Source organism: Thermomonospora echinospora (assembly GCF_900108175.1).
Classification (GTDB): domain Bacteria; phylum Actinomycetota; class Actinomycetes; order Streptosporangiales; family Streptosporangiaceae; genus Thermomonospora; species Thermomonospora echinospora.
Genome location: NZ_FNVO01000001.1, coordinates 578802 through 602232 on the forward strand (window position 1 = coordinate 578802; position 23431 = coordinate 602232).

Below are 23431 nucleotides of genomic sequence, written 5' to 3' on the forward strand. Positions count from 1 at the left end.
GGATGCCGGCCGACCTGGACGACTATGTCAAGGGGGTGCGGGAGGGCTCCCGGGCGTGGATCGCGCGGGCGATCACCCTGGTGGAGTCCACCCGCCCCGACCACCGCGAGCTCGCCCAGCGCCTGCTGACGGAGCTGACCCCGCACACCGGCCGCGCGCGCCGGGTGGGCATCACCGGCGTGCCGGGCGTGGGCAAGTCCACGTTCATCGACGCGCTCGGCACCAACCTGACCGGCGCCGGGCACAAGGTGGCCGTGCTGGCGGTGGACCCGTCCTCGACCCGCACCGGTGGCAGCATCCTCGGCGACAAGACCCGGATGAGCCGGCTGGCCGTCGATCCCGACGCCTTCATCCGCCCGTCGCCGACCGCCGGGACGCTGGGCGGCGTCGCCAAGGCCACCCGTGAGGCCATGGTGGTGATGGAGGCCGCCGGGTACGACGTGGTTCTGGTGGAGACCGTCGGCGTCGGCCAGTCGGAGACCACCGTCGCCGAGATGGTCGACTCGTTCCTGTTCCTCACCCTGGCCCGCACCGGCGACCAGCTGCAGGGCATCAAGAAGGGCGTGCTGGAGCTGGCTGACGTCATCGCCGTCAACAAGGCCGACGGGCCCGACGAGATGGTGGCCCGCAAGGCCGCCCGTGAGCTGGCCGGGGCACTGCGGATGCTGCGCCCCGCCTCCGGCGAACGCGGCCGCGACATTCCGGTGCTGACCTGCAGCGCCCGCGAGAACACCGGCCTGGACGAGGTGTGGCGACACATTGTCGAGCACCAGGACCGCCTGGCCGGGACCGGCGAGCTCGACGCCCGCCGCCGCCGCCAGCAGGTCGGCTGGACCTGGGCGATGGTCCACGACCGGCTGCTGGCCGGCCTGCACGCCCACCCGGCCGTCCGCGATCTCGCCCCCGCCCTGGAACGCCAGGTCGCCGAGGGTACTGTCACCCCCGCCGTGGCCGCCGACCGCATCCTCGCCGCCTTCGCCGTCCCGCCCGGCGACCCTGCGCGAGAGTAGCCCGCCGGAACGGCCCCGGCCGGCGGTCCCGTCGCCCACTCTCCGGCAGCCTCCGCCCTGCCTGATGTCCCTGCTCAGGAGCGGCCCGCCGGAACCGTGGTCTTGGCGTCCACTTTCTGCGCCGCCCTGCCTGATCCCTGCTCCGCCAGGGTGGGTTCGGGCTGTCGTCTCACCGATCGCCGGCCGTCCTCGTGCTGAGGGGAACGCGGGCCTGCCGGGTAGGGGGCGTCCTCAGCGGTAAGGTGCCGGTTCGTCCGTGGGGCCGGGCGATCGGAGCGGAGCCCGGTCCCGGCGGTCTGGGCGGTGAGTAGGTCACGAGTTGATTGGGTGACCCGTCGTGTCCGCCCGGCATCCGCTAAAAAGGCCAGATGGACGTCATCGCGCTCGGTGATCCGACGGACGCTCAGATCGAGGAGTGGCAGGCCGTGGTGGCCGCCGTCTGGGCCCACGACCATCCCGGCGAGCCGGTTCCGGAGCTGGAGCAGACCCGGGCCCGGCTGCTGGTCCCGCCGATGGCCTCCCGCAATCTGATGTGGGCGGCCCGCGACTCCGGCGGGCGCATGTGCGCGGTGGCCTACCTGCGGCTTCCCGAGGACACGGGCCGGTCGGGCGAGATCGACGTGCAGGTCCTGCCCGCGTACCGGCGGTGCGGCCTCGGCACCCGATTGCTGGCGGTGGCCGCCGACGGGCTGCGCGCCGGGGACTGCAAGACGGTGATCGTCCAGGCGCTGGCGGGGACGCCCGCGGTGCCGTTCCTGGAGGCGCACGGCTTCCACTGCGTGCTCTCGCTGCGTGCCATGCTGCTGAGCATGGACGACGTCGCCCCGGACCGGCTGGCGCGGCTGCTGGCCGAGGGCCCGTCCGGCTACCGGCTCATCCGCTGGACCGGTACGGTCCGTGACGAGCTGGCCGGGGAGCTGGCCATGGCCAAGCGGGCCATGGCCGACATGCCGCTCGGCGGGCTCTCCGGCGGGTCGTTCCGCTGGGACGCCGACCGGGTCCGCGAGATGGCCGAGGCCGTCGCCGCCCGCGGCGACCTGCTCTACACCGTCGCCGCGCTGCACGGCCCCGCCGCCGTCCCTCGCATCGCCGGTTTCACCGAGGTCGTGGTGCCGGCGGCCGCGCCCGAGCGGGCCCTGCAGTACGACACCGCCGTGGTGCCCGAGCACCGGGGCAGGCGGTTGGGAATCTGGCTCAAGGCGGCCATGCTGGAGTGGCTGCGCGCCGAACGCCCCGACGTGCGGGAGATCGAGACCGACAACGCCGACGACAACTCCCACATGCTCGCGGTCAACGAGGAGCTGGGCTTCCGCCACCAGCGCGACTACCTCGACTACCAGGCCGACACTGCCGACCTGCCGACCACTCTCCGCTGAACACCCCCCAGCGGCGGCCCGCCGGTGACTGTTGCCGGGCTGCCGTGGCCGACCTGCGGGATGCCTTTGGCTGAGCAGTCTGCCGGGATCTGCTGCCGGTGGTCCTCCGCTGAGCGGTCATCCCCAGAATTCCGTTCCCCTTTCTTGCGCCCTCGCCCCTGGCGAGCCTGGACCTGTACGACCCCCAGCGTGATCTCGACGCAGGACACCAGGAGGCACCCATGGGCGCGACGCTGTCCCTGACCATCCCCGAGTCCACAACCACCCGCTTCCTCATCGCCACCGACGACCGCAGCGCCCCCGGCGTCCAGCGGCTGCGCGACGCGCTGCCCGCCGGAGGATTAGCGCGTACCGCCCGCGACCTGCTGGCCTCCCCGCTGCTGCTGGTCACCGGCTGCCGCGCCGCCGACTCGCCGTGGGCCTGTCGCCTCCCGGGGCTGGGCGGCGGCGCGGCCGAGCTGGCGGCGCTGCGTTCGGCGCGCCACCATCTGGTGGTCACCTCGATCGCCACACCGGCCGCGCAGCCCCGGCACGCCCAGGCCGCCCGGCTGGTCGCCCGCACTCTGGCCGCCATCACCGGCGGCCGCGTCGCCGACCTGGCCGCCAACCAGCTGCTGACCGACCCCACCGGGACCGAATCCGAACGCTTCGCGCTGCACGACGACTGGCTGGGCGTGTTCGTCTCCCCGGACCCCGGGCCGAACCTGCGCGCCGACACCGCCGGCCTGCACCGCTTCGGCCTGCCGGAACTGCTGGTCCGCGGCGTCCCGTACGGGCGGCTGCTCACCGCCGTCAACGTGCTGCGCGGCCTGGCGTTCCGCCTGCTGGCCGACCACCGGGCCTGGCTGTCGGCGGCCCCGGGCGCCGGCGACCGGCAACTGCCCGCCGACCCCGATCTCGACCTCGGCGACATCCTGCGCTACTGGGGCACCGATCCGCCCGACCTGGGTGGCCCGCTGCCGCTTCACCTCGTCCCGTCCCCGGCCGACTGCCCCGAGTGCGGCACCGGCCTGCGGATCACCCCACCGGGCGGCCAGGCCGACCTTGACTGGTGGGACCGGACCGTTGCCCCCGCCATGCCCGTTCACCCGGAGGCCTGTTGAAACACCCCACCTCCTGAACCGGCAAACCTGGAGACCGCTCCGTCCATCAGGAGGTCGCCGGGTTTGCGCCGCCACCCTTACTGGCCCAGCCGAGCAGGGCGCGTGCTGAAAAGTCCACTGAGCTGTCCTGTACTGAGGCGGCTCTCATTGGGAGGGCTGTCATTGAGCCCATTCCAACCTGGCGCATGAGCTTTGTGGGGCCGGCGCCGGGACGACTGGCTTGGCCGTGAAAGCGGCCGGATCCGCAGGCCACGGTGTCGCTGGGGTGCGTCCGGCGACCCGTTGACCGGCCAGGACGGCACGTTGGAGAGCTCATTAAAGCGACTTGCCGCCGAGACCACCTGCAACCGGAGCAGTACGGCGAGAGAGCAACGGCGTCGAGGCCACCAGCGTCGGGACGGTTCGGCGCCGGGGCGGTTCGGCGCCGGGGTGGTTCGGTGGCGGGGAGCCCATGCGGTGGGGCGTTCGGCGGTGCGGCGTGGTCTGGAGCGGCTGGTGTCGAGGGCGTCCGGGATGGCCGGGAGCCGCCGATACGGGCGGAAAAATGCCTTGCCGGTGAAGGGTCGGAAAGGCACTCTGATCGGGGGCCGCCGAAACAGGCGGAATTGGAGGAATTCGGCAGGTATTCCCCTGGAGTTGGCGGGCGGAACGGCACGTCGTCAAGGCGGGACGGCAGGGTCGGCCGAGCGGCATGGCGGGGGAGTGCGGAGAGGGGGTGGACCGGTGAACGTGCTCGTCCTGAACGCTTCGTACGAGCCGTTACAGCAGGTGGACCTGCGGCACGCCATTCGCATGCTCGTGCGTGGAGTGGCCGTCGTCGAGGAGGCGGAGGAAGGCCGGACCATCGGCAGTTTTCCCGTGCCGCGGGTGCTCAGGCTGGTGCGATACGTCGCCATGCGGTGGCGCTACGGCAGGCGTCCTCCGTGGAGCAAGCGGGGTGTCCATCTGCGTGATCGCGGACTGTGCGGCTACTGCGGCAGGCGGGGCCACACCATCGACCACGTCGTCCCGCAGTCGCGTGGCGGCGCGGACACCTGGGAGAACACCGTGCTGGCCTGCGGCAGGTGCAACAACCGCAAGGGCAGCCGCACCCCGGCCGAGGCGGGGCTGAGGCTGCGGGTGGAGCCGCGCGTGCCGCGCTGGGACGAGCTCATCGGCCGCTGACCGGGCGGGCCGGGCCTTCGCCGGACCCGGCCCCGCCCCAGCACGGCGCCGGAGTGTGCCGGTAGCAATGGGATCACCGTATGTGGTTTGTGATCCTGTCGTGATATGTGCGGATATCGTGGTAGCGTGCCGCCCAACTTCCACGACGGTCCAGAGGAGAGACAGTGGCGGCCTTCGACCCGGCCGGCGGCGGGCGGAATCCGCGCCGATCTCCACGCCGGCGCGCGGTGTGGAAACGATCCGCGGTGATCGCCCTGGTGGTGGCGATGGGCGCGCTGGCCCCGGCCCCCGGGGCGGGGGCGCTTCCCACGGCTCCCAAGGACACCGAGAAGGAACTCGCCAAGCTCAAGAAGCAGTCCGATCGGCTGACCAAGGAATACCGGGGAGAGCTGATCGCGCTGAAGGAGGCCGAGAAGGCCGCCGAGCGCGCCACCGCCGACGCCGAACGGCTCGACAAGGAGTGGAGGGCCTCGCGGACGCTGATCGGCCGCCTGGCGGCCACCTCCTACATGAACGGCGGGCTGGAGCCCATGGCCCTGTTCGGCGCCACCGACCCCGGTGCCATGATCAGGGACGCCGCGATGATCGAGCACCTCAACATCAACAACGGCCGCCGGGTGCAGAACCTCCAGCAACTGGCCGCCCAGGCCGGCCGGTCGCGCAAGACCGCCGAGACCAAGGTGGCCGAGGTCCGCGAGCAGATCGAGGATCTGGAGAGCCAGCGCGGCCGGGTCAAGAAGTTGCTGGCCAAGTACCAGCCCGAGCAGCCCTCCAGCGGCGGCGGACGGCCCGACGGCGTACGCGGCACCAAGTCCCCGATCGTGGGCAACTCGATGACCTCGCGAATGCGCTCGGTCCTGCTGGCCATCGACGGCAAGTACGGCCCGTTCCCCACCATCGGCTGCTACCGCGCCGGCGACCCCCAGGACCACGGCTCCGGCCAGGCGTGCGACTTCATGGAGAGCACCGGTGGCGCCATGCCCAGTGCCAACGCGCGGGCGCACGGTGACGCGGTCGCCCAGTACGCCACCAGCAACGCCTCCAGCCTCGGCATCAAGTACGTCATCTGGCGCCAGCGGATCTGGGACGTCCGCAGCGGCGGCGGCTGGCGCGCCATGGAGGACCGCGGCAGCGTCACCGCCAACCACTACGACCACGTCCACATTTCGGTCCTCTGACCCAGCAGTCCCACCGTCTCCTTTTCCGCCGACCTCATCCGTCCCAAGGCCGTCGGCCCGCCGCTGGGGCCGGTCAGCACCGACTTCCGCGACATCGCCGCGCTGCGCCGCTCCACCGAGGCGCTGCGGCGGCTGGGCTTTTACGGCCGCGCTTGCGTCCACCCGGCCCAGCTGCCGGTCGTGCACGAGGTCTTCACCCCTTCCGAGCGGGAGCTGGCCCGGGCCCGAGACCTGGTCGAACGCTTCGAGAAGGCGGACTCGGGGGTGGTGCTGGACGAGCGGGGCCAGATGGTGGACGAGGCGGTGATCCGCCAGGCCCGCCGACTCCTGGCCGTCCCCTCCTGACGAACCCGCCGAAAGCAGACGGCCGGGGCACTGACCATCGATCAGTGCCCCGGCCGGCTGCGCGGAGACGGGGCTATCCGGCGGTGAACATGCCGTACAGGCCGGGGTGCCGCTTGGCGAGCGGGTCGAGGTGGTGGCCCATCATCTTGTCGTTGGCCTCACGCAGGTCGAGCTCGATAAGGAGCTGCTCCTCGAAACCGGGACGCGTCCAGTAGCCGGTGGGGTAGCGCATCACGGCGATCGGCTGACCCGGCATGAAGTCGTCGGCGCGCAGCACCTGGCTGCCCAGCGCGGCGGGGCTGTCGAGCCGGTTGGCCGAGACCAGGTGGACGCGGTTCTCCTCGGTCCGCTCGGTGGCGGCGACGTGCATGGCCTCCGGGGTCGTCCACGAGGTGGGATGGGCGATCAGCTCGGCCCCCTCGAGCGCCAGGACACGGGCCACCTCGGGCACCCACACCTCCTCGCCGATCATGAAACCGATCCTGCCGATCGGGGTGTCGGCCACCGAGAGCGCGTCACCGGCGGTGGCCCAGGCGCGGTCGGCGTCGGTCAGGTGCGTCTTGCGGTAGCGGTGGACGACCTCGCCGGCGTCGTCGACGAGGAAGACCGTCGAGTGGTGGCGGCCGGCCTCGGTCTCCACCAGGTTGACGGCGACCCACAGCTTCACCTCCGCGCAGGCGGCCGACACCCGGGCCAGCACGTCCCGCGACAGCTCCGCGGCCCCCTCCGGGTCGGCGGCCACCTCGCCGGGCGCGAAGCAGAAGAGCTCGGGCAGCACGCCCAGCCGTGCCCCGCGCCGGCCCGCGAAGGAGATCTGCCCGAGCGCGCGCCGGACCGTCCATTCGGTGTTGCGGAACCAGCTCACCTGGAGCACCGCGACCGGCAGCGGGCGCGGCGGCATGTCGGCCGGCGCCGGGCCGTACATCGCCGCCGCCGGCACCGCGTCCAGCGGCCGGGTCAGCACCCCGTACAGGTCGGGCCGGCGCCAGGCGAACAGGTCGGCCACGCCCGGCATCTGCTTGTCGCCGGCCAGCTCGGGGTCGATGTCGGCGACCACCAGGCCGGGCTCCACCTCGCCGGCCTCGGCCAGCCGGGTGCCGTCGGGGGCGACGATCTGGCTGCCGCCCATCCACGGCCACTCCAGCTCCGGCCCGCCGACCGTGTTCGCCGCGACGTGCCACACCCGGTTCTCCATGGCCCGCAGCGGCACGTGCACGCGCGCCTCGTCGGGCCCGCGGGAGTTGAGCGAGTTGCACAGGATCTGCGCGCCGAGCAGGCCCAGGGCCCGGGGGGTCTCCGGGACGATCCCGTCCGCGCACAGCAGCAGCCCGATCCTGCCGAGTTCGGTGTCGAACACCTGGTAGGGCTCGTCGCCCGGCTCGAACAGGGTGTACTCGTAGTCCCACAGCACGTGCTTGCGGTGGACCCCGATGATCTGGCCGTCCGGCCCGATGAGGACCGAGGCGATGTGCACCACCGGCTCGGCGTCCCCGCGCAGGTCGACGCCTGCCGCGATGTGCACGCCGAGTTCGGCGGCGACGGCCCGCAGCCCGGTCACGAACGGGCCGTCCAGTTCCTCGCTGTGCCGCCAGCACCGTTCCCTGGTGTCGTGGTCGCGGACCCGGTTGGCGTTCTCCGGCAGCACCACCAGCCGGGCTCCCCGCGCCGCGGCTTGGCGCACGTACCGCTCGCACAGCGCCAGGTTGGCCACCGGATCGGTGCCGGAGAAGAACTGCGCGGCCGCGACCCGAACCTCTGCCATGGAACTTTTCCTCTCGTTGCAACTCGTCGGAGCTTATTGGGGCCCGTCCGGGCAGGTCACAGCGTTGCCAGCAGCCGGCCCGCACCGGGCACCCGGTCGGTGATCCCGTTGCTGCGGTAGGCGTGCCAGAGCGTCGCGGTGTTGATGGCGATCACCGGCTTGTCCAGCTCGTCCTCCAGCCGCGCGGCCACGCCCATCACCGGCAGGTTGGTGCCGGCCTGGACGAGCGCCTCCACGTCCGGCCCGTCCACCTCGGCGAACGCGGCGCGGATCTCGGCGGGTCCCACCTCGGCGATCGAGGTGGCCGAGTCGCACCTCAGGCCGCGCACCGCGTGGACGTGGTATCCCAGCTCGGTGAAGAACCGGCGCACCTGCTCGTCGGCGATCGGCTGGTACGGGGTGACCACGCCGATCCGGCGCACGCCCAGCGCCGAGAGCGCGGCGTGGCAGGCCGACGCCCCGGTGGTGACGTCCAGCCCGGACATCTCGCGGATCATGCGCTCGAACTCGGCGTTGCCGTCGGCTCCGCCCCAGAACGTCTCAGCGCTCATGCCCATCACCAGGTGGTCGGGCTCGCAGGTCAGCACCGACTCCACCGCGCGGCCGATCTCCTCGCTCAGATCGTTGCGGAACCTCTCGAAGGCCTGCGCGCTGTCCAGCCGCGCGTTGCGGATCATGATGCGCCCGGTGTGGAAGGACACCCCCGGGACGCGCACGCGGTAGTACTCGTCCTCGACCACGGTGTTGGTGGATGGCACGATCACGCCGAAGACGCAGCGGTCGGCGAGCACGGTCGTCATGAGATCTCCTCGCTTGGGTCAGGGGAGCCGGGCAGCCAGCGGGCCTCCTGCTCGGCCAGGCCGGGCAGCCCGAGCAGGTCGTTGAGTTCCGTCCAGGTCATCGCGGGGTCCGGGGCGCGGCCGTCCCGCAGGATGCGGCGGTAGGTCTCGCGCATCGCCTGCGCGCCCGCCAGCGCCGCCGCCACCGGGAACAGCACCAGCCGGGCGCCGGCCTTGGCCAGGACGTCCAGTGGGTCGGCGGGCGGGCCGGCCGCCGAGTTGTTCACCACCACGGGCAGCCCGCCGGCCGCCTCCCGCACCCGGCGCACGGTCGCGGCGTCCACCGCGCCCTCGACCATGACCGCGTCCGCGCCGGTGGCGGCGAACGCGTCGACCCTGCGCAGCGCCTCGTCCGCACCGGCGACCGGCAGCGCGTCGGTGCGGGCGATGACGACGAGCCGTTCCCGGGCGGCCACCGCCGCGCGCAGGCGGGCCACGGCCACCGGCAGGTCCACCAGCCGGACCCCGGCCGAGTGCCCGCAGCGCTTGGGCTGCACCTGGTCCTCCAGGTGCAGGGCGGCCGCGCCCGCGCGCTCGTAGCGGCGGGTGGTCTCGGCGGCCTGGAGGGGGTCGCCGTAGCCGGTGTCGGCGTCGGCGACGACCGGTAGCCCGGTGCCCGCCGTGACCCGGCGCAGCGCGTCCAGCATGTCGGTGGCGCCCGCGAAGCCGAGGTCGGGAAGGCCGAGCACGGCCGCGCTGACGAGCGCGCCGGACAGGTGGATCGCCTCGAAGCCGGCCGCCTCCGCCAGCCGTGCGCCGAGCGCGTCATGGCATCCGGCGACCGCCACCGGCGGCCCGGCGGTCATCCTCGCTCGCAGGCGGTCGGCCGGATAGCCGTTCTGGACGCTCATGCGTTCACCTCGCCTCTCCACAGGTCCAGGACCTCCCGGGTGTCGTGGACGTCGGCGTACTTGGCCCCGAGGTCGAACAGCGCCGCCTCGTGGGGGCGCGGGTCGCGGTCGGCCACGGCGTCGCGGACGACGACGGGCCGCAGCCCGTGGCCGAGCGCGTCCACGGTGGTGGCCCGCACGCAGCCGCTGGTGCTGACCCCGGTGATCACCACCGAGTCGACGCCCAGCGCGGTCAGCGTGCCGGCCAGCGAGGTGCCGAAGAAGGCGCTGGGGTACTGCTTGGTGACCGTCAGGTCCCCGGGCCGCGGAACGAGTTCGGCGGGCGGCTCTCCCCAGGGCGATCCCTCGTCGAACAGCCGCAGTGCGGGCACCTTGCGGTAGAACCAGCCGCCGTCGGCGCCGCCGGGCGTGTACGAGGCGTAGCTGAACGCCACGGGATGACCGAGGTCGCGGGCGTGCCGGGCGAGCCGGGCGACACGGCCGACGATGGGCTCGGCGGCGGCGTAGAGCGGGCTGTCCGGGTCGAGGTAGGCGCGGACCAGGTCGACGACGATGAGCGCCGGCCGGGCTCCCAGCCCGATCCGCCCGCCGAAGCCGGCCTGCCGGTAGTCGGCCGTCAGGTCGTCCGGCCGGTCAGACATCGAACTGGACGCTCGCCCGCTCGTCGAGGATCGGCCTGATCAGGCCGTCCACGAGGGCGCGGTGCGCCGGATGGCCCTGGTAGACCCGCCAGTCGTCGGCGCCGTCGAAGTCGAGGACGGCGGCGAAGTCGTGCGCCCCGGTGCTCAGGCCGAGATCGGGGCCGCAGGCCAGCCCGCGGATCTGGGCGATCGCGCCGGGCAGCGCGCGGAAGCCGGCCTCGGCCGCCTTCTTCTGGTCCTCGGTGGCCTCGGGGGTCCACCGGAGCATGATGATGTGTCGCAACATGGGCGACGGTTCCTCCGGGCGTCGGGACGTTGGGAACGTCGTGCCCGGTTACTGCATTGTGAGAGAATCACTTTCGCTATGTAGGGGAAGACTAGAGCGTGGCCCGTCGCGGGTCAAGCGGCGGCGACCTGGAACGAGGAGGGGCGACGTGGCGGAGCAGACCCGGCGGCGCAGTGGTGCCGAAAGCTCCCGCAAGGCCGCGCAACTGTTGCTGGCCTTCGACGAACGGCATCACACGCGTTCGGTGGCCGACCTTGCCGGAGCCCTGGGGATGCCGGTCAGCTCGGTGTACCGCTATCTGACGGTGCTGCGCGAGACCGGAATGATCGAGGAGGCCGGACCGGGGGAGTACCGGCTGTCGTGGGTGTTCGTCCGGCTGGCGCGGGCGGCGCGGGCCGCCGGGGACACGCTGGAGAGCGTGGCGCGCCCGGTGCTGGCGTCGGTGGCCGAGGCCGGTGGCGAGACCACGCTGCTGATCAAGCGGATCGGCTGGAACGCGGTGTGCGTGGACCGGGTCGACTCCCCGCACCCGGTGCGCCTGCAGTTCGACCCCGGTCAGCCGATGGTGCTGCACAAGGGGTCGGCCGCGCGGGTCCTGCTGGCCTCCATGCCGGCCGCCGAGCGGCGGCGGTACCTGGCGTCGGTCTCCGGGCTGAGCGAGCACGAGCGCGACCAGATCGAGGCGGACGTGGACACCGTGGCCAGGATGGGCTGGGTGGAGAGCTTCGGTGAGGTCGACGACGGCATCTGGGGCACCTCGGCGGTGATCCGCGACCAGGACGAGGTGATCGCCGCGCTCGGTGTCGCCGGGCCGCTGTATCGCCTGCAGCAGGCCGACCGCGCCCGCATCACCGACCTGGTCGTCTCCGGGGCGGCGGAGATCTCGGCCGCGCTGGCGCGGGGCGTCGCCGTCGGCTGAGCGGCGGTCCCCCATGACCGGTTGATGCTCTCTCACAATGCGGTAATCCCTGTTACGTTCCTGTTGCAGGGGCTCTAACCAGGGCGTCTTTCGTAACCAATCGGTTAAGACGTCCGTTTTTGGCATTGACGTAGCCTGGGTTCTGTCCCTAGTTTCTACCGCATCACGAGTGCATGGTTACCGCATTGTGAGAGATGCGATCATCTGGAGGAATCCGTGCTTCTCGGCCTGAACGACAGGCGGCCGCCGCGCGACGTCGATGTGGCGATCGCCGGCCTCGGTCCGGTGGGCGCCACCGCGGCGCTCACTCTGGCGCGAGCCGGGTTGCGGGTGGCGGTCTTCGAAGAGGCCGGCTGGGACACCCTGACGGACCAGGACGTGAGCGAGTCCCGGGCATCGACGTTCCACCCGCCGACCCTGGAGATCCTCGACGACCTGGGGGTCACCGACGAGCTGCACGAGGCGGGGCTGGTCTGCGACACCTTCCAGTACCGTGACCGCGAGGGCGGCCTCATCGCCCACTTCGACCTGGCCAGCATCGGCGCCGACACCCGGTTCCCCTACCGGCTGCAGAGCGAACAGCAGAACCTGGTCCGCATCATCGGCGCCCGGCTCGCCGAACTGCCCGACGTTCATCTCGTTCACGGAGCCAGGGTGCGGTCGGTCGACCGGTCCGCCGGTGACGACGCGGCCACCCTGCTGGTCGAGCCGGCCGACGGCGAGGGGGAGCCGGTCGTCTGCCGGGCGAAGTGGGTGATCGCCGCGGACGGCGCGCACAGCGCGATCCGCCGTCACCTCGGCATCCCGTTCCCGGGCATGACCTATCCCGAGCAGTTCCTGGTGGTGTCCACGACCGACGACCTCGCCGAGCTCATCCCGGACATCGCCTCGGTGAACTACATCTCCGACCCCAGGGAGTGGCTGGTGCTGTTGCGCACGCCGCGGCACTGGCGCGCGCTGTTCCCGCTCCTGGAGCGAGATGTGGAGGGCGCCCTCGACCCCGCGGCGGTGCAGCGGCGACTGCAGTCGGTGGCCCCGCTGCCCCGTGGCTACGAGATCACCCATTCCCGGATCTACCGCGTCCATCAGCGGGTCGCCGAGCGGTTCCGGGTCGGCCGGGTGCTGCTGGCCGGGGACGCGGCGCACATCAACAATCCGCTGGGCGGCATGGGCATGAACAGCGGCATCCACGACGCCGCCGCCGCGGCGGCCGCGATCCTGGCCGCCGAGGCCGGCGACCCCGAACCCATCGAGCGTTACGAGAGCGAACGCCGCACCGTCGCGCACGACTACGTGCGCGTGGTCACCCACGAGAACTGGGAGGCCCTCCAAGAGGAGGACCCCGCCGAGCGCGTCCGCCAGAACGAGCACATGCGGCGCACCGCCGCCGATCCCGAGCTGGCCCGCGCCCATCTGCTGCGCACCTCGATGCTGTCGGCGCGGGTATCGCAGACCGCCGGCGGCCGGAGCTGACCGACGGCCGGAGCGCCGACCGAGCCGCGGGAAGGACCCGGCGGCCTCGCCGCCCCCACGAAACGACCATCGCGAACCCACACTGAAAGGCAGGTAGTGCCATGGACGTACCGGTGGCCCAGCGCGACCGCGCAGGCCTGGAGTTCCTGGGCTCATTGCAGGGCTACACCGGCGGGGTGTTGCAGGCCGCGGCCGCGGCGCGCTACGCGTCGCTGGTCCCCGACCCCCCGCCGGACCTGGTCGGACGGCGCCACTCGGTGCGCGAGACGCTGGCCGACTACGGGCCCTGGCTGTTCGACAGGCTGTTCACCCGGTACGTCGCAGAGGAGATCTACGTCCGGGCGATTCCGGCCGCCGAACGGGCCCGCGCCGACATCGAGAGCTGGCTGGAGGTGCCCGAGGACGCCCCCGGCTCGCTGCGGCTGGACCCGGACCTGGTCCCGCCGGCCTACTTCGGCGCGGGCTTCCACCTGACGACCGGCGGCTGGGACGGGCACGACCTGATGGGCGTGGTCATCCACGACCTTGGCTACCGCTACGTCCTCATGCCCGGGGGCGTCGGCGCGGCCCGCGCGGGCGAGAACCTGATGGACCATCGCACGCAGGTGGCCCGTGAGGCGCCGCGCCGCGACTACCGCCGGGTGCTGGAGGTGGGCTGCGGCAACGGCCGGTTCGCCACCGTCCTGAGCAAGGAGTTCCCCGAGGCGCAGTACGTGGGCGTGGAGCTGTCACGCACTCAGCTGGAGTATGCTCGGGCCCGCTGCGCGCACGAGGGGCATTCCTGGGAGCTGGTCCACGCGGCCGCCGAGGCCACCGGGCTGCCGGACGCCTCGGTCGACCTGGTGGCGATCTTCACGCTGTTCCACGAGACCCCGCCCAAGGCGACCGAGGACATCGTGCACGAGATGTTCCGGGTGCTGGAGCCGGGCGGCGACATCGTCATCGGCGATATCGCCCCCTACGACCGCAACGACGCCTTCCGCTCGGCGGTGCTCGACTGGGAGACCGAGAACCGCGGCGAGCCGTTCATGCGCTCCTACCTTCAACTCGACCTGCCGGGCCTGCTCAAGCAGGCCGGCTTCACCGACGTCCAGGCGTACGGCCTGGGCAAGGGCGACTACCCCTGGATCGTGCGCGGACACAAGGAGCGGCAGCGATGACGGCGAACCGGACCGACGTCCCCCGGTATCTGGAGTCCGAGCGACTCGACGAGATCACCCGGATGCTCACCGAGCTGGCCTCAGAGGTGTGGATCCTGCGGGACCGCACCCTGGTGCTGGAGCACCTGCTGCGGGAGCGGGGCTGCCTGGACGAGGGGGCGGTGGAGGCGCTGCGCCCGACCGGCGAACTGCTGGCCAGGTTGGGGGAGGAGCGCGGAGCCTTCGTCAGCCGGGTCTTCGGGGCGGTCCTCGACACCGACACCCGTGTGGCGGCGGCCACCCGCGAGGCGGCCGGCCGGTAACGGCCCGCCGCCGACGCCCCTGGCCCCAGCCCGTTCACCGTTGCGGCACAGCGCCGTGCCCTCACCCGTTTTGCGGACGGCGCGTCCCACCGGGACGCGCCGTCCAGACCACGATCTCAAGACCGACGCCCCGCCATCACACCGGAACCGACACGCGGGCGATCGAAAGACGAAGGAGCAGCCAGTGGGCGAGAGTTCTGTCTTCGGGACCGAAGCCACGCTCAACAGAAGGAACTTCCTGCGCGCCGGGCTGGCCCTCGGCGGTGCGGTGGCGGGTGCGGGCCTGCTGAGCGCCTGCAGCCCCGGTTCCTCCTCCTCGGGTGGAGGCGGCGCCCGCCGGAGCCTGACCATCGGCACCGTGGTCGTGGACGACACGATGAACCCGATGCAGGAGCAGTACACCACCTTCCAGTTCAACGCGTTCGACACGCTGGTGCGCAGGCTGCGCGGTGACGCCGACGCGACGCCCAGGCTGGCCGAGGAGTGGTCGCGCCGCGGCGACACCGTGTGGCGGTTCAGGCTGCGCTCGGGTGTCACGTTCCACAACGGGGCGCCGGTGACCGTCGACGACGTGGTGTTCAGCTTCTCCGAGCTGCTCGACAGGCAGTACGCCAACGCCTCGATCATCGGCGGCGTCAAGCAGGTGCGCAAGATCGACGCCACCACCCTGGAGATCGAGACCAGCACGCCCGACCCGCTGCTGCTCAGCCGGGTCGGCCAGATCTTCGTGGTGCCCGAGAAATACTGGAGGGACAAGGGCCCCGAGGGGTTCATGGCCGCTCCGATCGGCTCTGGACCGTTCCGAATCAAGAGCTTCGCGGTGGACCGGGGCGTGGAGTTCGCCGCCTACGACGGCTTCTACGGGACCGCCCCCAAGACCTCCGAGATCACGCTGCGGTACTTCACCGACCCGGGTGCGCTGGCCTCCGCGCTGGAGGCCGGGGAGATCGACGCGGCCCAGAACCTCGGCGCCGAGACCATCCGCACGCTGGCCGGCCGGGACGATCTGAAGATCCACTCCGACTTCAGCGGCAACCAGAACATGTTCCAGCTCAACACCACCAAGGCGCCCTTCGACGACATCCGGGTACGGCAGGCGGCGATCAAGGCCATCGACGTCAAGGCTCTGGTCGACGCGCTGACCTACGGTGCCGGGGTGATCGAGGACGGGCAGCTCCCGGTCAAGGGGGTGTTCGGGCACACCCCGTCCATCACCCGGCCGGCCCACGACCTGGCCGGGGCCAAGAGCCTGCTGAAGTCCGCCGGGGCGGAGGGCGCCGAGATCGAGATCTTCGGAATGTCGCTGTACAAGAAGCTGTACGAGGCGATCGGCGCCCAGCTCCAGCAGGCCGGCTTCAAACCCAAGATCAACGCGGTCGAGGTCCCGGTCTGGGTCAAGTCCTTCCGCAGCGGCTCCGACGCCCACGTCTTCTACCGGGGCGCGTCCTACACCGGGATCTTCGACGCCGACCGGCCCTACACGCACGTCTCCTCGTCCAAGAAGCCGTTCGTCAACGACAAGACGTGGGACCGGCTGATGGCCGACCAGCGCACCGAACTGGACGAGGGCAAGCGCGAGCAGAAGCTGGCCGCCTGCGCCCGGCACCTGCTCGACCAGTCCTACATCCTCTACACCTACGGGGCGCCCACGGTCGGCGGCACCCGCAAGGGGGTGTCCGGCTTCGACAACGGCAACGGGCTGATGCTGCTGCTGGACGGCGTCGCCAAGCAGGAGGGCTGAGCGGTGCCGGCCCCACAGCAGGGCCCCGCGGTGCCCGACGGCATGAACCCGGCCGTCGTCCTGGACCAGCGGGGCCGGGCGGAACTGGAGTTCCTCGCCGGGATGCGCGCGGCGCTGACCCCGCTGCGCGCCAGGGTCCGCGCGCGGATCGAGTCGTCGCCGCAGATCGCCGCCTGGGGCGGTGACGATGGCGCCGACATCGAGTCGCTGCGCGAGGCGGTCGCGGCGGAACTGGACGGCACCCCGGAGCAGGACGTGATCGGCGCCGCGCTGCGCTGGAACCGCCAGGTGCTGACCCCCCGCGCCGTGGACGCCTTCCACGCACGGCGCGACGCACTGGAGCCCCTGGCCACCGCACCGGATCCGGACGCCATCGCCGACCGCGGCGACGAGACGGTGCCCAGGTACTGGCGGTACGAGTTCCACGGCACCAGGGGCGGCTGGGACGGCCATGAGCACATGGGGTTCGTCCACCACGAGCTGGTCTACCGTTACCTGCTGGTGCCGGCGTTCGGTGACATCTTCGCGCAGCGCGCCGCCGTCGCCGACCGGGCACCGCGCGAGGACTACGAGAGCATCTGCGACCTGGGCTGCGGGACCGGGCAGTACACGCTCAAGCTCGCCGAGCGGTACCCCGCGGCGCGGATCACCGGCGTGGATCTGTCGATGGCGTCGCTGCGCTACGCCCAGCGGCGGGCCGCCGACCGGGGGATGGACTGGAGGCTGGTGCGGGCGCCCGCCGAGGACACCGGCCTGCCCGACGGCGGCCACGACCTGGTGACCTCCTTCATCCTGCTGCACGAGATCCCGCCGCACGCGATCGAGAAGGTGTTCGCCGAGGCGTTCCGGCTGCTGCGGCCCGGCGGCGACCTGGTCTTCTCGGACGTGGCCCCCTACCGGCTACGCGGCCCGTACCAGGCGTGGCTGGACGACTGGGACGCCGAGAACGGCCACGAGCCGTGGTGGCGTCCCGCGGCCCGCATCGACCTGGCGGCCGTCGCGGAGGCGGCCGGTTTCACCGAGGTGCGGCAGGAGGCGCTCGGCCCCGGCAGCTACCCGTGGGTCACGCTCGCCCGCCGCCCGCAGGAGGGAGGGACATGAAGATCCGGGGCGCGGTGAAGACCGCCGCGACGCTCCGGCCGCCGGCCGGGGGCGGGGCGGGTGCGGCGCTGGCCATGCGCGACGTCGAGGTGTCGCTGCCGTCCGCGCGGGGCTCGCTGCGGATCCTGCGAGGCGTGACGTTCACCGTCGGCCGCGGCGAGGTGGTCGCGGTCGCCGGGGAGTCGGGCTCGGGCAAGTCGACCTCCATCCTGGCCGCGCTGCGGCTGCTGCCGCCGGGGGCACGGGTGACCGGCTCGATCGTCCTGGACGGCGAGGACGTGCTGGCCATGCCGCGCCGCGGGCTGCGCGGGCTGCGGGCGGGCCGGGCCCGGCTGGTCTTCCAGGACCCGTGGCGGGCGCTGCACCCGATGAAGCGCATCGGCGCCCAGCTGGTCGAGTCGGCGCGCACCGCCGACCCCGGGCTGTCGGCCGCCGCCGCCCGCGAGCTCGTCGAGCACACCCTGGCCGGCGTCGGCATCCCCGACCCGCCGGCGCGCATGCGCAGCTACCCGCACGAGATCTCCGGCGGCCAGGCCCAGCGCATCGTGATCGCGATGGCGCTGGTGGCCAGGCCCGCGGTGCTGCTGTGCGACGAGCCGACCACCGCCCTGGACGTCACCACGCAGGCCCAGATCCTGGAACTGCTGCGACGGCTCAACCGGGAGCTGGGCATCTCCATCGTGATCGCCACCCACGACCTGGACGTCATCGCCGACGTCGCCGACCGGCTCGTGGTGATGTACGCCGGCGAGGTGGTGGAGGAGGGCCCCACCGCCGAGGTGCTGTCCGCACCCCGCCACCCCTACACCTGGTCGCTGCTGCGTGCGGCGCCCGGGGCCGCCGAGGGAGGCCGGCTCCGGGCCATCGAGGGCCGCCCGCCCTCGCCCGCCGAGGAGCCGGCGGGCTGCGCGTTCGCCGCCCGCTGCCCGAGCGTCCACGAGATCTGCACGACGACACGGCCGGAGCCCCGGCACGTGCTGCCGGGCCGGGCGTCGGCTTGTCTGCGCGCCGAGGGCTACGGCCCGGTCCCCGCGGGAGGAGGCCGATGAGCACCCATGCTCCCGTCGCCCGCGTCAACGGCCTGGTCAAGGACTTCCGGATACCCGGCGGGCGCGTGTTGCGCGCCGTGGACGGGGTGTCCTTCGAGGTCGGGCGGGGTGAGACGCTGGGCCTGGTGGGCGAGTCCGGCAGCGGCAAGTCCACCGTGGCGCGGATGCTGATCCGGCTGGACAGGCCCACCGCCGGAAGCGTCGAGTTCGAGGGCGCCGACATCACCGCGCTGCGCGGGGCCGCGCTGCGCCGCCAGGTCCGCCGCCGCATGGCGATGGTCTTCCAGAGCTCGTCCACCTCGCTCAACCCGTACCAGCGGGTGGGCGAGGTGCTCGCCGAGCCACTGCGGGTGCACCGGGTCGGTGAGGCCGGGGCCAGAGGCCGGGCCGTCGAGACGATGATGGAACGGGTCGGACTGGACCCCGCGTTCGCCGGCCGCTACCCACGGGAGCTGTCGGGCGGGCAGCGGCAGCGGGTCGGCATCGCCCGCGCCCTGATGCTCGACCCGTCGCTGATCGTCGCGGACGAGCCGACCGCCTCACTGGACGTGTCGGTGCAGGCGCAGGTGGTCAACCTGCTCCAGGACCTGCAGCGGGACCTGGGGTTGTCCTACCTGTTCATCACCCACGACCTGGGCCTGGTCCGGCATCTGAGCCACCGCGTCGCGGTCATGTACCTGGGCCGCCTGGTGGAGGTCGGTGACACCGCCCAGGTGTTCGCCGAGCCGGCGCATCCCTATGCCGCGATGCTGGTGTCGATGCGGCGGCAGGCCGAGCACCGGATCCTGCCGGCCGGGGAGATTCCCTCGCCGATCGACCGGCCGTCGGGCTGTGTGTTCCGCTCACGCTGCCCGATCGCCCAGGCGCGCTGCGAGCGGGACGTCCCGCCGCTGGTGGAGATCGCCCCGGGCCGCCGCGCCGCCTGCCACTTCCCCGGGGAACTGCGGCCGGGTGGAACCGACGCCCCTGTCCATGTTCCGGCGGCCCCGCCGCTGGTCGCCCCGCTGACTTCGCAGAAAGGCCGGTGAGCCGACATGCCCGGATTCGCCGCCGACCATCCGGTCTACCTGGACGGGTCCGTCCCCATGGACGGGCTGTTCAACGCACTGCTGGAGGTCGCCTCCGAGGTGTGGGTGCTGCGTGACCGCTTCGCCGTGCTGGAGCAGCTGCTGCGCGAGCGCGGATCGGTGACCCGCGACGACATCGACCTGTTCCAGCCCGGACCCGAGCTGCGCGAACGGCTGGCCGCCGAACGGCGGGCCTTCCTGGAACGCGTGCTGGAGTCGGTGGCCGCCGCGACGCCGCCGGGACAGGAGCGCGCCCGGTGATCGGCTACATCGTCCGGCGGCTGCTGCTGGTGGCCCTGGTGGCCTGTGGTGTGACGACGCTGCTGTTCGTGCTGGCGCGGCTGTCGGGCGACCCGGCCGAGCTGCTGTCGCCGCCGGAGGCCCCGCCCGAGGTGGTGGAGGCGACCCGGATCCGGCTGGGGCTGGACGCGCCGCTGGCGGTGCAGTACGCCAAGGCCCTGGCGAGCTCGTTCACCTTGGACTTCGGGCAGTCGTTCGCGTTCCACCAGCCGGCCGCCCAGATGGTCTTCCAGCGGCTGGCGCCCAGCCTGTGGATCGTGGTGCCGTCGATCGTGCTGTCGGTGCTGCTGTCGTTCGCGATCGGGGTGGCCGCCGCGCTGCGGCCCAGCCGCCTCAGCGGCCGGCTCCTCATGGCGGGCACGTTCCTGACCGGCAGTGTGCCGTACTTCTGGCTGGCGCTGCTGCTGGTGCTGCTGTTCGCGGTCAACCTGGGGTGGCTGCCGGCCACCGGCGGGGAGGGGTTCACCAGCCTGGTCATCCCGGTGACCGCGCTCACCGTCGCGGCGGTGTCGACCAGCGCCCGGCTGGCCCGGGGACAGCTGCTGGACTCGTTCGGCGAGGGTTACGTGCTCACCGCGCGGTCCAAGGGCGTGGCGCCCTGGCGGGTGCTGCTCGGGCACGCGCTGCCCGGCGCGCTGCCGCCGATGCTGGCGTGGCTGGGGATCGAGTTCTCGTTCCTGTTCAGCGCGCTGCTGGTGCTGGAGCCGTTGCTCGGCTACAACGGCCTCGGCGCGCTGCTCATCCGCAGTGTGGCCAACCAGGACTTCCCGCTGGTGCAGGCCAGCGTGTTCTGCATGGCCATGCTGATCACACTGGTCAACATCGGCATGGACGTGATCGTCCGGCTGGTCGACCCCCGGCTGCGGACGAAGGCGGCGACATGACGACGATGGCCAAGACGGCCGGCCGGACCAGGGCTCCGCGGAGCCGGTCGCGGGCGGCCGAGACCGCCCGGCGGGCCTGGTCGGACGCCTCCGGGCGGATCGCGATGGTGCTGCTGGCGGTGCTGGTGCTGGCCGCGCTGCTGGCGCCGCTGCTGGCGCCGTCCGACCCGGCCGCCCAGAACCTGGCGGCCGCGAGCCGGCCGCCGTCCTGGCTCGGCGGGGAGGGCGGCCACCTGCTGGGCACCGACACCCTGGGCCGGGACGTGTTCAGCCGGCTGCTGTACGGGCTGCGGCTCAGCATGGTCGTCGGTGTCGTCACCGCCACCGCCTCGGCGCTGTTCGGCCTGCTGCTCGGCCTGCTGGCGGGCTACTACGAGAGCACCGCGGGCATGGTGCTGATGCGACTGGCCGACGTTCAGTTCGCGGTGCCGTTCGTGGCGGTCGGCGTGGCGCTGGCCGCGGTGGTCGGCCCCGGTGTCGTCAAGCTGATGATCATCCTGGCGGTGTGGGGCTGGGTGAACTACGCCCGGACGATTGCCAACTCGGTCTCGCAGGTCAAGCGGATGGAGTTCGTCACCGCGGCCCGCACGATCGGCGCCCGCACCCCGGCGATCCTGCTACGGCACATCGCGCCCAGCGTGCTGGGGCCGGTGATCATCCTGTGGTCCACCAGCGCCGGGGTCCTGGTCCTGGTGGAGAGCGCGCTGAGCATGCTCGGACTGGGCGTCCAGCCGCCGGACTTCTCTCTGGGCAGCATGCTGGCCGACTCGCGGACCACGCTCCGGCTGGCGTGGTGGGCGACGGTGTTCCCGGGGCTGGCCATCATGGTGGTCGTGGTGGCGTTCAACCTGTTGGGCGACGCGCTGCGGGACGCCTTCAACCCCTCGGTGCGCACCGAACACGATCCCGAGTTGTGGTGACCCCGGTACGGGACGAAGACCGAGAGGCCGGCTGCCGGCAGCCGGCCTCTCGGCGTTGCGGCCCGGGGATCAGCCGGCCGCGCCGGCGAGGTGGTCGGCGGCCAGGTACGCCAGGCCCAGCGCCGGCAGCAGGCCGTTGCCCGCCAGGTAGCCGGCCGCGCCGTGTCCGGAGACGCCCATCGCGGCGCCGCCGGAGGCGTACAGCCCGGCGATGGGCGTTCCGTCCTCCCGCAGGACGCGCGCGTGCTGGTCGACCACGAGCCCGCCCTGGGTGTGGAACAGGCACGGGCTGACGCGCACCGCGGCGTAGGGCGGCTCCAGCGGCGCCTCCCACCAGGTCCGCCCGAACGGGTCGGACGCCGTGCCCGAGGCGGCCCGTCCGGCGGCGGCCAGGGTGGCCTCCAGCCGTGCGGGCTCGACGTCCATCGTCTCGGCGAGCTCACCGGTGTCGGCCGCCCAGTGCAGCGCCCCCGACTCGACCGTGTCGCGGAAGTCCTGGAACGGCAGGCAGGCGTCGTGGATCCGCCGGTCGAGCACGATCCAGCCGTGGTCGCCCCGCCGGGCGGCGAGCTTGGCGGCGTACTCGGAGTAGCCGCACGTCTCGTCGCCGAAACGGTCGCCCGCCCGGTCGGTCATCACCGCACCGTGCATGATCGTCGCCCAGCCGACCAGCGTCCCGGCGGGCAGCGCCACGGCCGCGTGGCCCTGGTAGGCGTCCATGAAGGCGGTGGCCGCGCCCAGTCCCGCGCCGATCCGCAGCGCATCCCCGGACGCGTGCTCGCCGCCGTGGTAGGTCGCGTCGGCGATCTCCGGGAGGTGCCGCCGCACCAGGTCGGGTGCGGCACCGAAACCGCCGGTGGCCAGCAGCACGGCGGCGCAGTCGATCTCCTCCCGGGCGCCGTCCGGGTACTCCACCACGGCCGCCCCGTCGCCGATCCCGACCAGCCGGGCGGGGACCAGCATGTCGATTCCGGAGGCCGCCCGCGCCAGGTGGTCGAGCATCGCCCGCCCCGAGCGCCCGGGGATCGTGTGGCACCGCAACGCCGAGTGGCCCGGATAGGGGAAGTCGGTCACCAGCTCCATCGGCAGCCCGACCCCATCGGCGAGCCATTCCACCAGCGGCGCGCTCACCGACGCCAGCGCCCGGGCCAGGCGCTCGTCGGCCTGCCCGTGCGTCTTGGCCATGATGTCGGCGACGAACCGGTCGGGGGAGTCGGTTATCGCGGCCTCCCGCTGCCAGCGGCTGCCCGCTCCGGGGATCATGGCGGTGGACATCGAGGTGTTGTTGCCCCGCCGGAAGTGCTCGTCGACGTCGACGACCACCACCGACAGCCCGTGTGAGGCCGCGCGCAGCGCCCCGGCGAGCCCGCCGCCGGCCCCCGCCACCACCAGATCGACACCGCTCATCGGGTCCCCTCCGCTTCCGCCGCCCGCGAATATGTTCCGCTGAACGGAACGAACATGTTGCTCTCCCTAATTTCGGTCCGTTCCCCTTAGCCTAAGGGAGCGCTCTGATCAGCGATGTAGTGCCATGGAGGAAAGAATTTCGGACGGTGAAATTCGTTCCGCTGACCAGAACGCTTTGGTGATGGGGGTGTGGGCATGGACTGCGGGCCGCCGGACGACATCCCCGGGTTCCCGTCGTCGCGATCGCCGGTCACGGTGGCGCCATCGGCCGAAACGGAATCGTTCGCCCCGTTCATGGGGATGGAGCGCTGATTCCAGCCCGGGGCCGGTCACGTGATGCATGCCGGTCGCCTCGCGATGGCCCTGCGGTCGGGTGTTCCGGTGTCCGGTACGGCAGTGGATCTCGGTCATCGCCCAGCCTCCTGCCCGCCGTCGGGGCGCCGCAAAGAAGCAGGTGGGAAGGGGGGTAGGGGGTGGGCGGTCGATTGACGTCCGCTCAGTTGACCGCGTATCGTTCCGTTCTCGTAAACGTTGTATCGGTGAACCGAACGAT

23 protein-coding genes are annotated in these 23431 nt (G+C 72.5%); 17 read left to right on the plus strand and 6 right to left on the minus strand.

The features are described 5' to 3' along the window. Window positions 1–2: 2 nt before the first annotated feature. From meaB to C4U03_RS40985, 6 genes are all read left to right on the plus strand, one after another. Window positions 3–1010: a methylmalonyl Co-A mutase-associated GTPase MeaB gene (gene meaB, locus C4U03_RS02605; protein WP_103935955.1), complete on the plus strand. Its 1008-nt coding sequence runs from the start codon at window positions 3–5 to the stop codon at window positions 1008–1010. 368 nt (window positions 1011–1378) lie between these two features. After that, on the plus strand, window positions 1379–2386 hold the full coding sequence (locus C4U03_RS02610) for a GNAT family N-acetyltransferase (RefSeq protein WP_103935956.1): 1008 nt from the start codon (window positions 1379–1381) through the stop codon (window positions 2384–2386). A 221-nt stretch (window positions 2387–2607) separates the two neighbouring features. Further along, complete coding sequence (locus tag C4U03_RS02615; protein WP_103935957.1) at window positions 2608–3489, plus strand: hypothetical protein; 882 nt, start codon at window positions 2608–2610, stop codon at window positions 3487–3489. 723 nt (window positions 3490–4212) lie between these two features. Continuing rightward, a complete protein-coding gene (locus C4U03_RS02620; RefSeq protein WP_103935958.1) occupies window positions 4213–4653 on the plus strand; it encodes an HNH endonuclease in 441 nt (146 codons plus the stop codon). 245 nt (window positions 4654–4898) lie between these two features. Next, window positions 4899–5831, plus strand: coding sequence for a coiled-coil domain-containing protein (locus C4U03_RS02625; protein WP_235017580.1), 933 nt, complete (start codon window positions 4899–4901; stop codon window positions 5829–5831). Between the two features lie 180 nt (window positions 5832–6011). Then, complete coding sequence (locus C4U03_RS40985; RefSeq protein ID WP_200826984.1) at window positions 6012–6176, plus strand: hypothetical protein; 165 nt, start codon at window positions 6012–6014, stop codon at window positions 6174–6176. A 73-nt stretch (window positions 6177–6249) separates the two neighbouring features. On the opposite strand, the gene C4U03_RS02635 is transcribed toward C4U03_RS40985, so the two are convergent. From C4U03_RS02635 to C4U03_RS02655, 5 genes are read right to left on the minus strand one after another with little or no spacing between them, the layout of a single operon-like run. Continuing rightward, window positions 6250–7938, minus strand: a complete 1689-nt coding sequence (locus C4U03_RS02635) for a carbon-nitrogen hydrolase family protein (protein WP_103935960.1) — start codon at window positions 7936–7938, stop codon at window positions 6250–6252. A 56-nt stretch (window positions 7939–7994) separates the two neighbouring features. After that, window positions 7995–8738, minus strand: a complete 744-nt coding sequence (locus C4U03_RS02640) for a maleate cis-trans isomerase family protein (RefSeq protein WP_103935961.1) — start codon at window positions 8736–8738, stop codon at window positions 7995–7997. Then, window positions 8735–9628, minus strand: coding sequence for an isocitrate lyase/PEP mutase family protein (locus C4U03_RS02645; RefSeq protein ID WP_103935962.1), 894 nt, complete (start codon window positions 9626–9628; stop codon window positions 8735–8737). The genes C4U03_RS02640 and C4U03_RS02645 overlap by 4 nt, the downstream gene beginning before the upstream one ends. Continuing rightward, on the minus strand, window positions 9625–10269 hold the full coding sequence (locus C4U03_RS02650; protein ID WP_103935963.1) for an isochorismatase family protein: 645 nt from the start codon (window positions 10267–10269) through the stop codon (window positions 9625–9627). Before C4U03_RS02650 ends, C4U03_RS02645 begins: the two co-directional genes overlap by 4 nt. Beyond that, window positions 10262–10555, minus strand: coding sequence for a Dabb family protein (locus C4U03_RS02655; protein ID WP_103935964.1), 294 nt, complete (start codon window positions 10553–10555; stop codon window positions 10262–10264). The genes C4U03_RS02650 and C4U03_RS02655 overlap by 8 nt, the downstream gene beginning before the upstream one ends. 148 nt (window positions 10556–10703) lie before the next feature. Between C4U03_RS02655 and C4U03_RS02660 the strand changes: the two genes are divergently transcribed. From C4U03_RS02660 to C4U03_RS02710, 11 genes are all read left to right on the plus strand, one after another. Further along, window positions 10704–11474: an IclR family transcriptional regulator gene (locus tag C4U03_RS02660; RefSeq protein ID WP_160146895.1), complete on the plus strand. Its 771-nt coding sequence runs from the start codon at window positions 10704–10706 to the stop codon at window positions 11472–11474. 216 nt (window positions 11475–11690) lie between these two features. Next, window positions 11691–12947 (plus strand): FAD-dependent oxidoreductase, encoded by a 1257-nt coding sequence (locus tag C4U03_RS02665; protein WP_235017582.1) that lies wholly within the window; start codon window positions 11691–11693, stop codon window positions 12945–12947. Window positions 12948–13048: 101 nt separating this feature from the next. Next, a complete protein-coding gene (locus tag C4U03_RS02670; protein WP_103935966.1) occupies window positions 13049–14107 on the plus strand; it encodes a class I SAM-dependent methyltransferase in 1059 nt (352 codons plus the stop codon). After that, a complete protein-coding gene (locus C4U03_RS02675; protein ID WP_103935967.1) occupies window positions 14104–14409 on the plus strand; it encodes a hypothetical protein in 306 nt (101 codons plus the stop codon). The genes C4U03_RS02670 and C4U03_RS02675 overlap by 4 nt, the downstream gene beginning before the upstream one ends. A 184-nt stretch (window positions 14410–14593) precedes the next feature. Continuing rightward, on the plus strand, window positions 14594–16150 hold the full coding sequence (locus C4U03_RS02680; RefSeq protein ID WP_103935968.1) for an ABC transporter substrate-binding protein: 1557 nt from the start codon (window positions 14594–14596) through the stop codon (window positions 16148–16150). A 3-nt stretch (window positions 16151–16153) separates the two neighbouring features. Next, window positions 16154–17251 carry a class I SAM-dependent methyltransferase gene (locus C4U03_RS02685; protein ID WP_103935969.1) on the plus strand — a complete coding sequence of 366 codons (1098 nt, stop codon included), beginning with the start codon at window positions 16154–16156 and terminating at the stop codon, window positions 17249–17251. Beyond that, on the plus strand, window positions 17248–18300 hold the full coding sequence (locus C4U03_RS02690) for an ABC transporter ATP-binding protein (protein WP_200826985.1): 1053 nt from the start codon (window positions 17248–17250) through the stop codon (window positions 18298–18300). Before C4U03_RS02685 ends, C4U03_RS02690 begins: the two co-directional genes overlap by 4 nt. Beyond that, the gene (locus C4U03_RS02695; protein ID WP_103935970.1) at window positions 18297–19328 is read left to right on the plus strand and encodes an ABC transporter ATP-binding protein; all 1032 of its coding nucleotides are present in this window, start codon (window positions 18297–18299) and stop codon (window positions 19326–19328) included. The genes C4U03_RS02690 and C4U03_RS02695 overlap by 4 nt, the downstream gene beginning before the upstream one ends. 6 nt (window positions 19329–19334) lie before the next feature. Then, a complete protein-coding gene (locus C4U03_RS02700) occupies window positions 19335–19628 on the plus strand; it encodes a hypothetical protein (RefSeq protein WP_103935971.1) in 294 nt (97 codons plus the stop codon). After that, complete coding sequence (locus C4U03_RS02705; RefSeq protein ID WP_103935972.1) at window positions 19625–20551, plus strand: ABC transporter permease; 927 nt, start codon at window positions 19625–19627, stop codon at window positions 20549–20551. The genes C4U03_RS02700 and C4U03_RS02705 overlap by 4 nt, the downstream gene beginning before the upstream one ends. Next, window positions 20548–21471 carry an ABC transporter permease gene (locus C4U03_RS02710; RefSeq protein WP_103935973.1) on the plus strand — a complete coding sequence of 308 codons (924 nt, stop codon included), beginning with the start codon at window positions 20548–20550 and terminating at the stop codon, window positions 21469–21471. The genes C4U03_RS02705 and C4U03_RS02710 overlap by 4 nt, the downstream gene beginning before the upstream one ends. A gap of 69 nt (window positions 21472–21540) precedes the next feature. Here the strand turns inward: C4U03_RS02710 and C4U03_RS02715 are convergent, their stop codons facing one another. Continuing rightward, window positions 21541–22878, minus strand: a complete 1338-nt coding sequence (locus C4U03_RS02715; protein ID WP_103935974.1) for an FAD-dependent oxidoreductase — start codon at window positions 22876–22878, stop codon at window positions 21541–21543. Between the last annotated feature and the right edge of the window lie 553 nt (window positions 22879–23431).

Coding starts and splice junctions, on each gene's coding strand:
- C4U03_RS02635 (WP_103935960.1), bottom strand. CDS start 7,938: ATGGCAGAGGTTCGGGTCGCGGCCGCGCAGTTCTTCTCCGGCACCGAT.
- meaB (WP_103935955.1), top strand. CDS start 3: ATGCCGGCCGACCTGGACGACTATGTCAAGGGGGTGCGGGAGGGCTCC.
- C4U03_RS02690 (WP_200826985.1), top strand. CDS start 17,248: ATGAAGATCCGGGGCGCGGTGAAGACCGCCGCGACGCTCCGGCCGCCG.
- C4U03_RS02710 (WP_103935973.1), top strand. CDS start 20,548: ATGACGACGATGGCCAAGACGGCCGGCCGGACCAGGGCTCCGCGGAGC.
- C4U03_RS02615 (WP_103935957.1), top strand. CDS start 2,608: ATGGGCGCGACGCTGTCCCTGACCATCCCCGAGTCCACAACCACCCGC.
- C4U03_RS02645 (WP_103935962.1), bottom strand. CDS start 9,628: ATGAGCGTCCAGAACGGCTATCCGGCCGACCGCCTGCGAGCGAGGATG.
- C4U03_RS02650 (WP_103935963.1), bottom strand. CDS start 10,269: ATGTCTGACCGGCCGGACGACCTGACGGCCGACTACCGGCAGGCCGGC.
- C4U03_RS02715 (WP_103935974.1), bottom strand. CDS start 22,878: ATGAGCGGTGTCGATCTGGTGGTGGCGGGGGCCGGCGGCGGGCTCGCC.
- C4U03_RS02675 (WP_103935967.1), top strand. CDS start 14,104: ATGACGGCGAACCGGACCGACGTCCCCCGGTATCTGGAGTCCGAGCGA.
- C4U03_RS02670 (WP_103935966.1), top strand. CDS start 13,049: ATGGACGTACCGGTGGCCCAGCGCGACCGCGCAGGCCTGGAGTTCCTG.
- C4U03_RS02655 (WP_103935964.1), bottom strand. CDS start 10,555: ATGTTGCGACACATCATCATGCTCCGGTGGACCCCCGAGGCCACCGAG.
- C4U03_RS02610 (WP_103935956.1), top strand. CDS start 1,379: ATGGACGTCATCGCGCTCGGTGATCCGACGGACGCTCAGATCGAGGAG.
- C4U03_RS02695 (WP_103935970.1), top strand. CDS start 18,297: ATGAGCACCCATGCTCCCGTCGCCCGCGTCAACGGCCTGGTCAAGGAC.
- C4U03_RS02700 (WP_103935971.1), top strand. CDS start 19,335: ATGCCCGGATTCGCCGCCGACCATCCGGTCTACCTGGACGGGTCCGTC.
- C4U03_RS02640 (WP_103935961.1), bottom strand. CDS start 8,738: ATGACGACCGTGCTCGCCGACCGCTGCGTCTTCGGCGTGATCGTGCCA.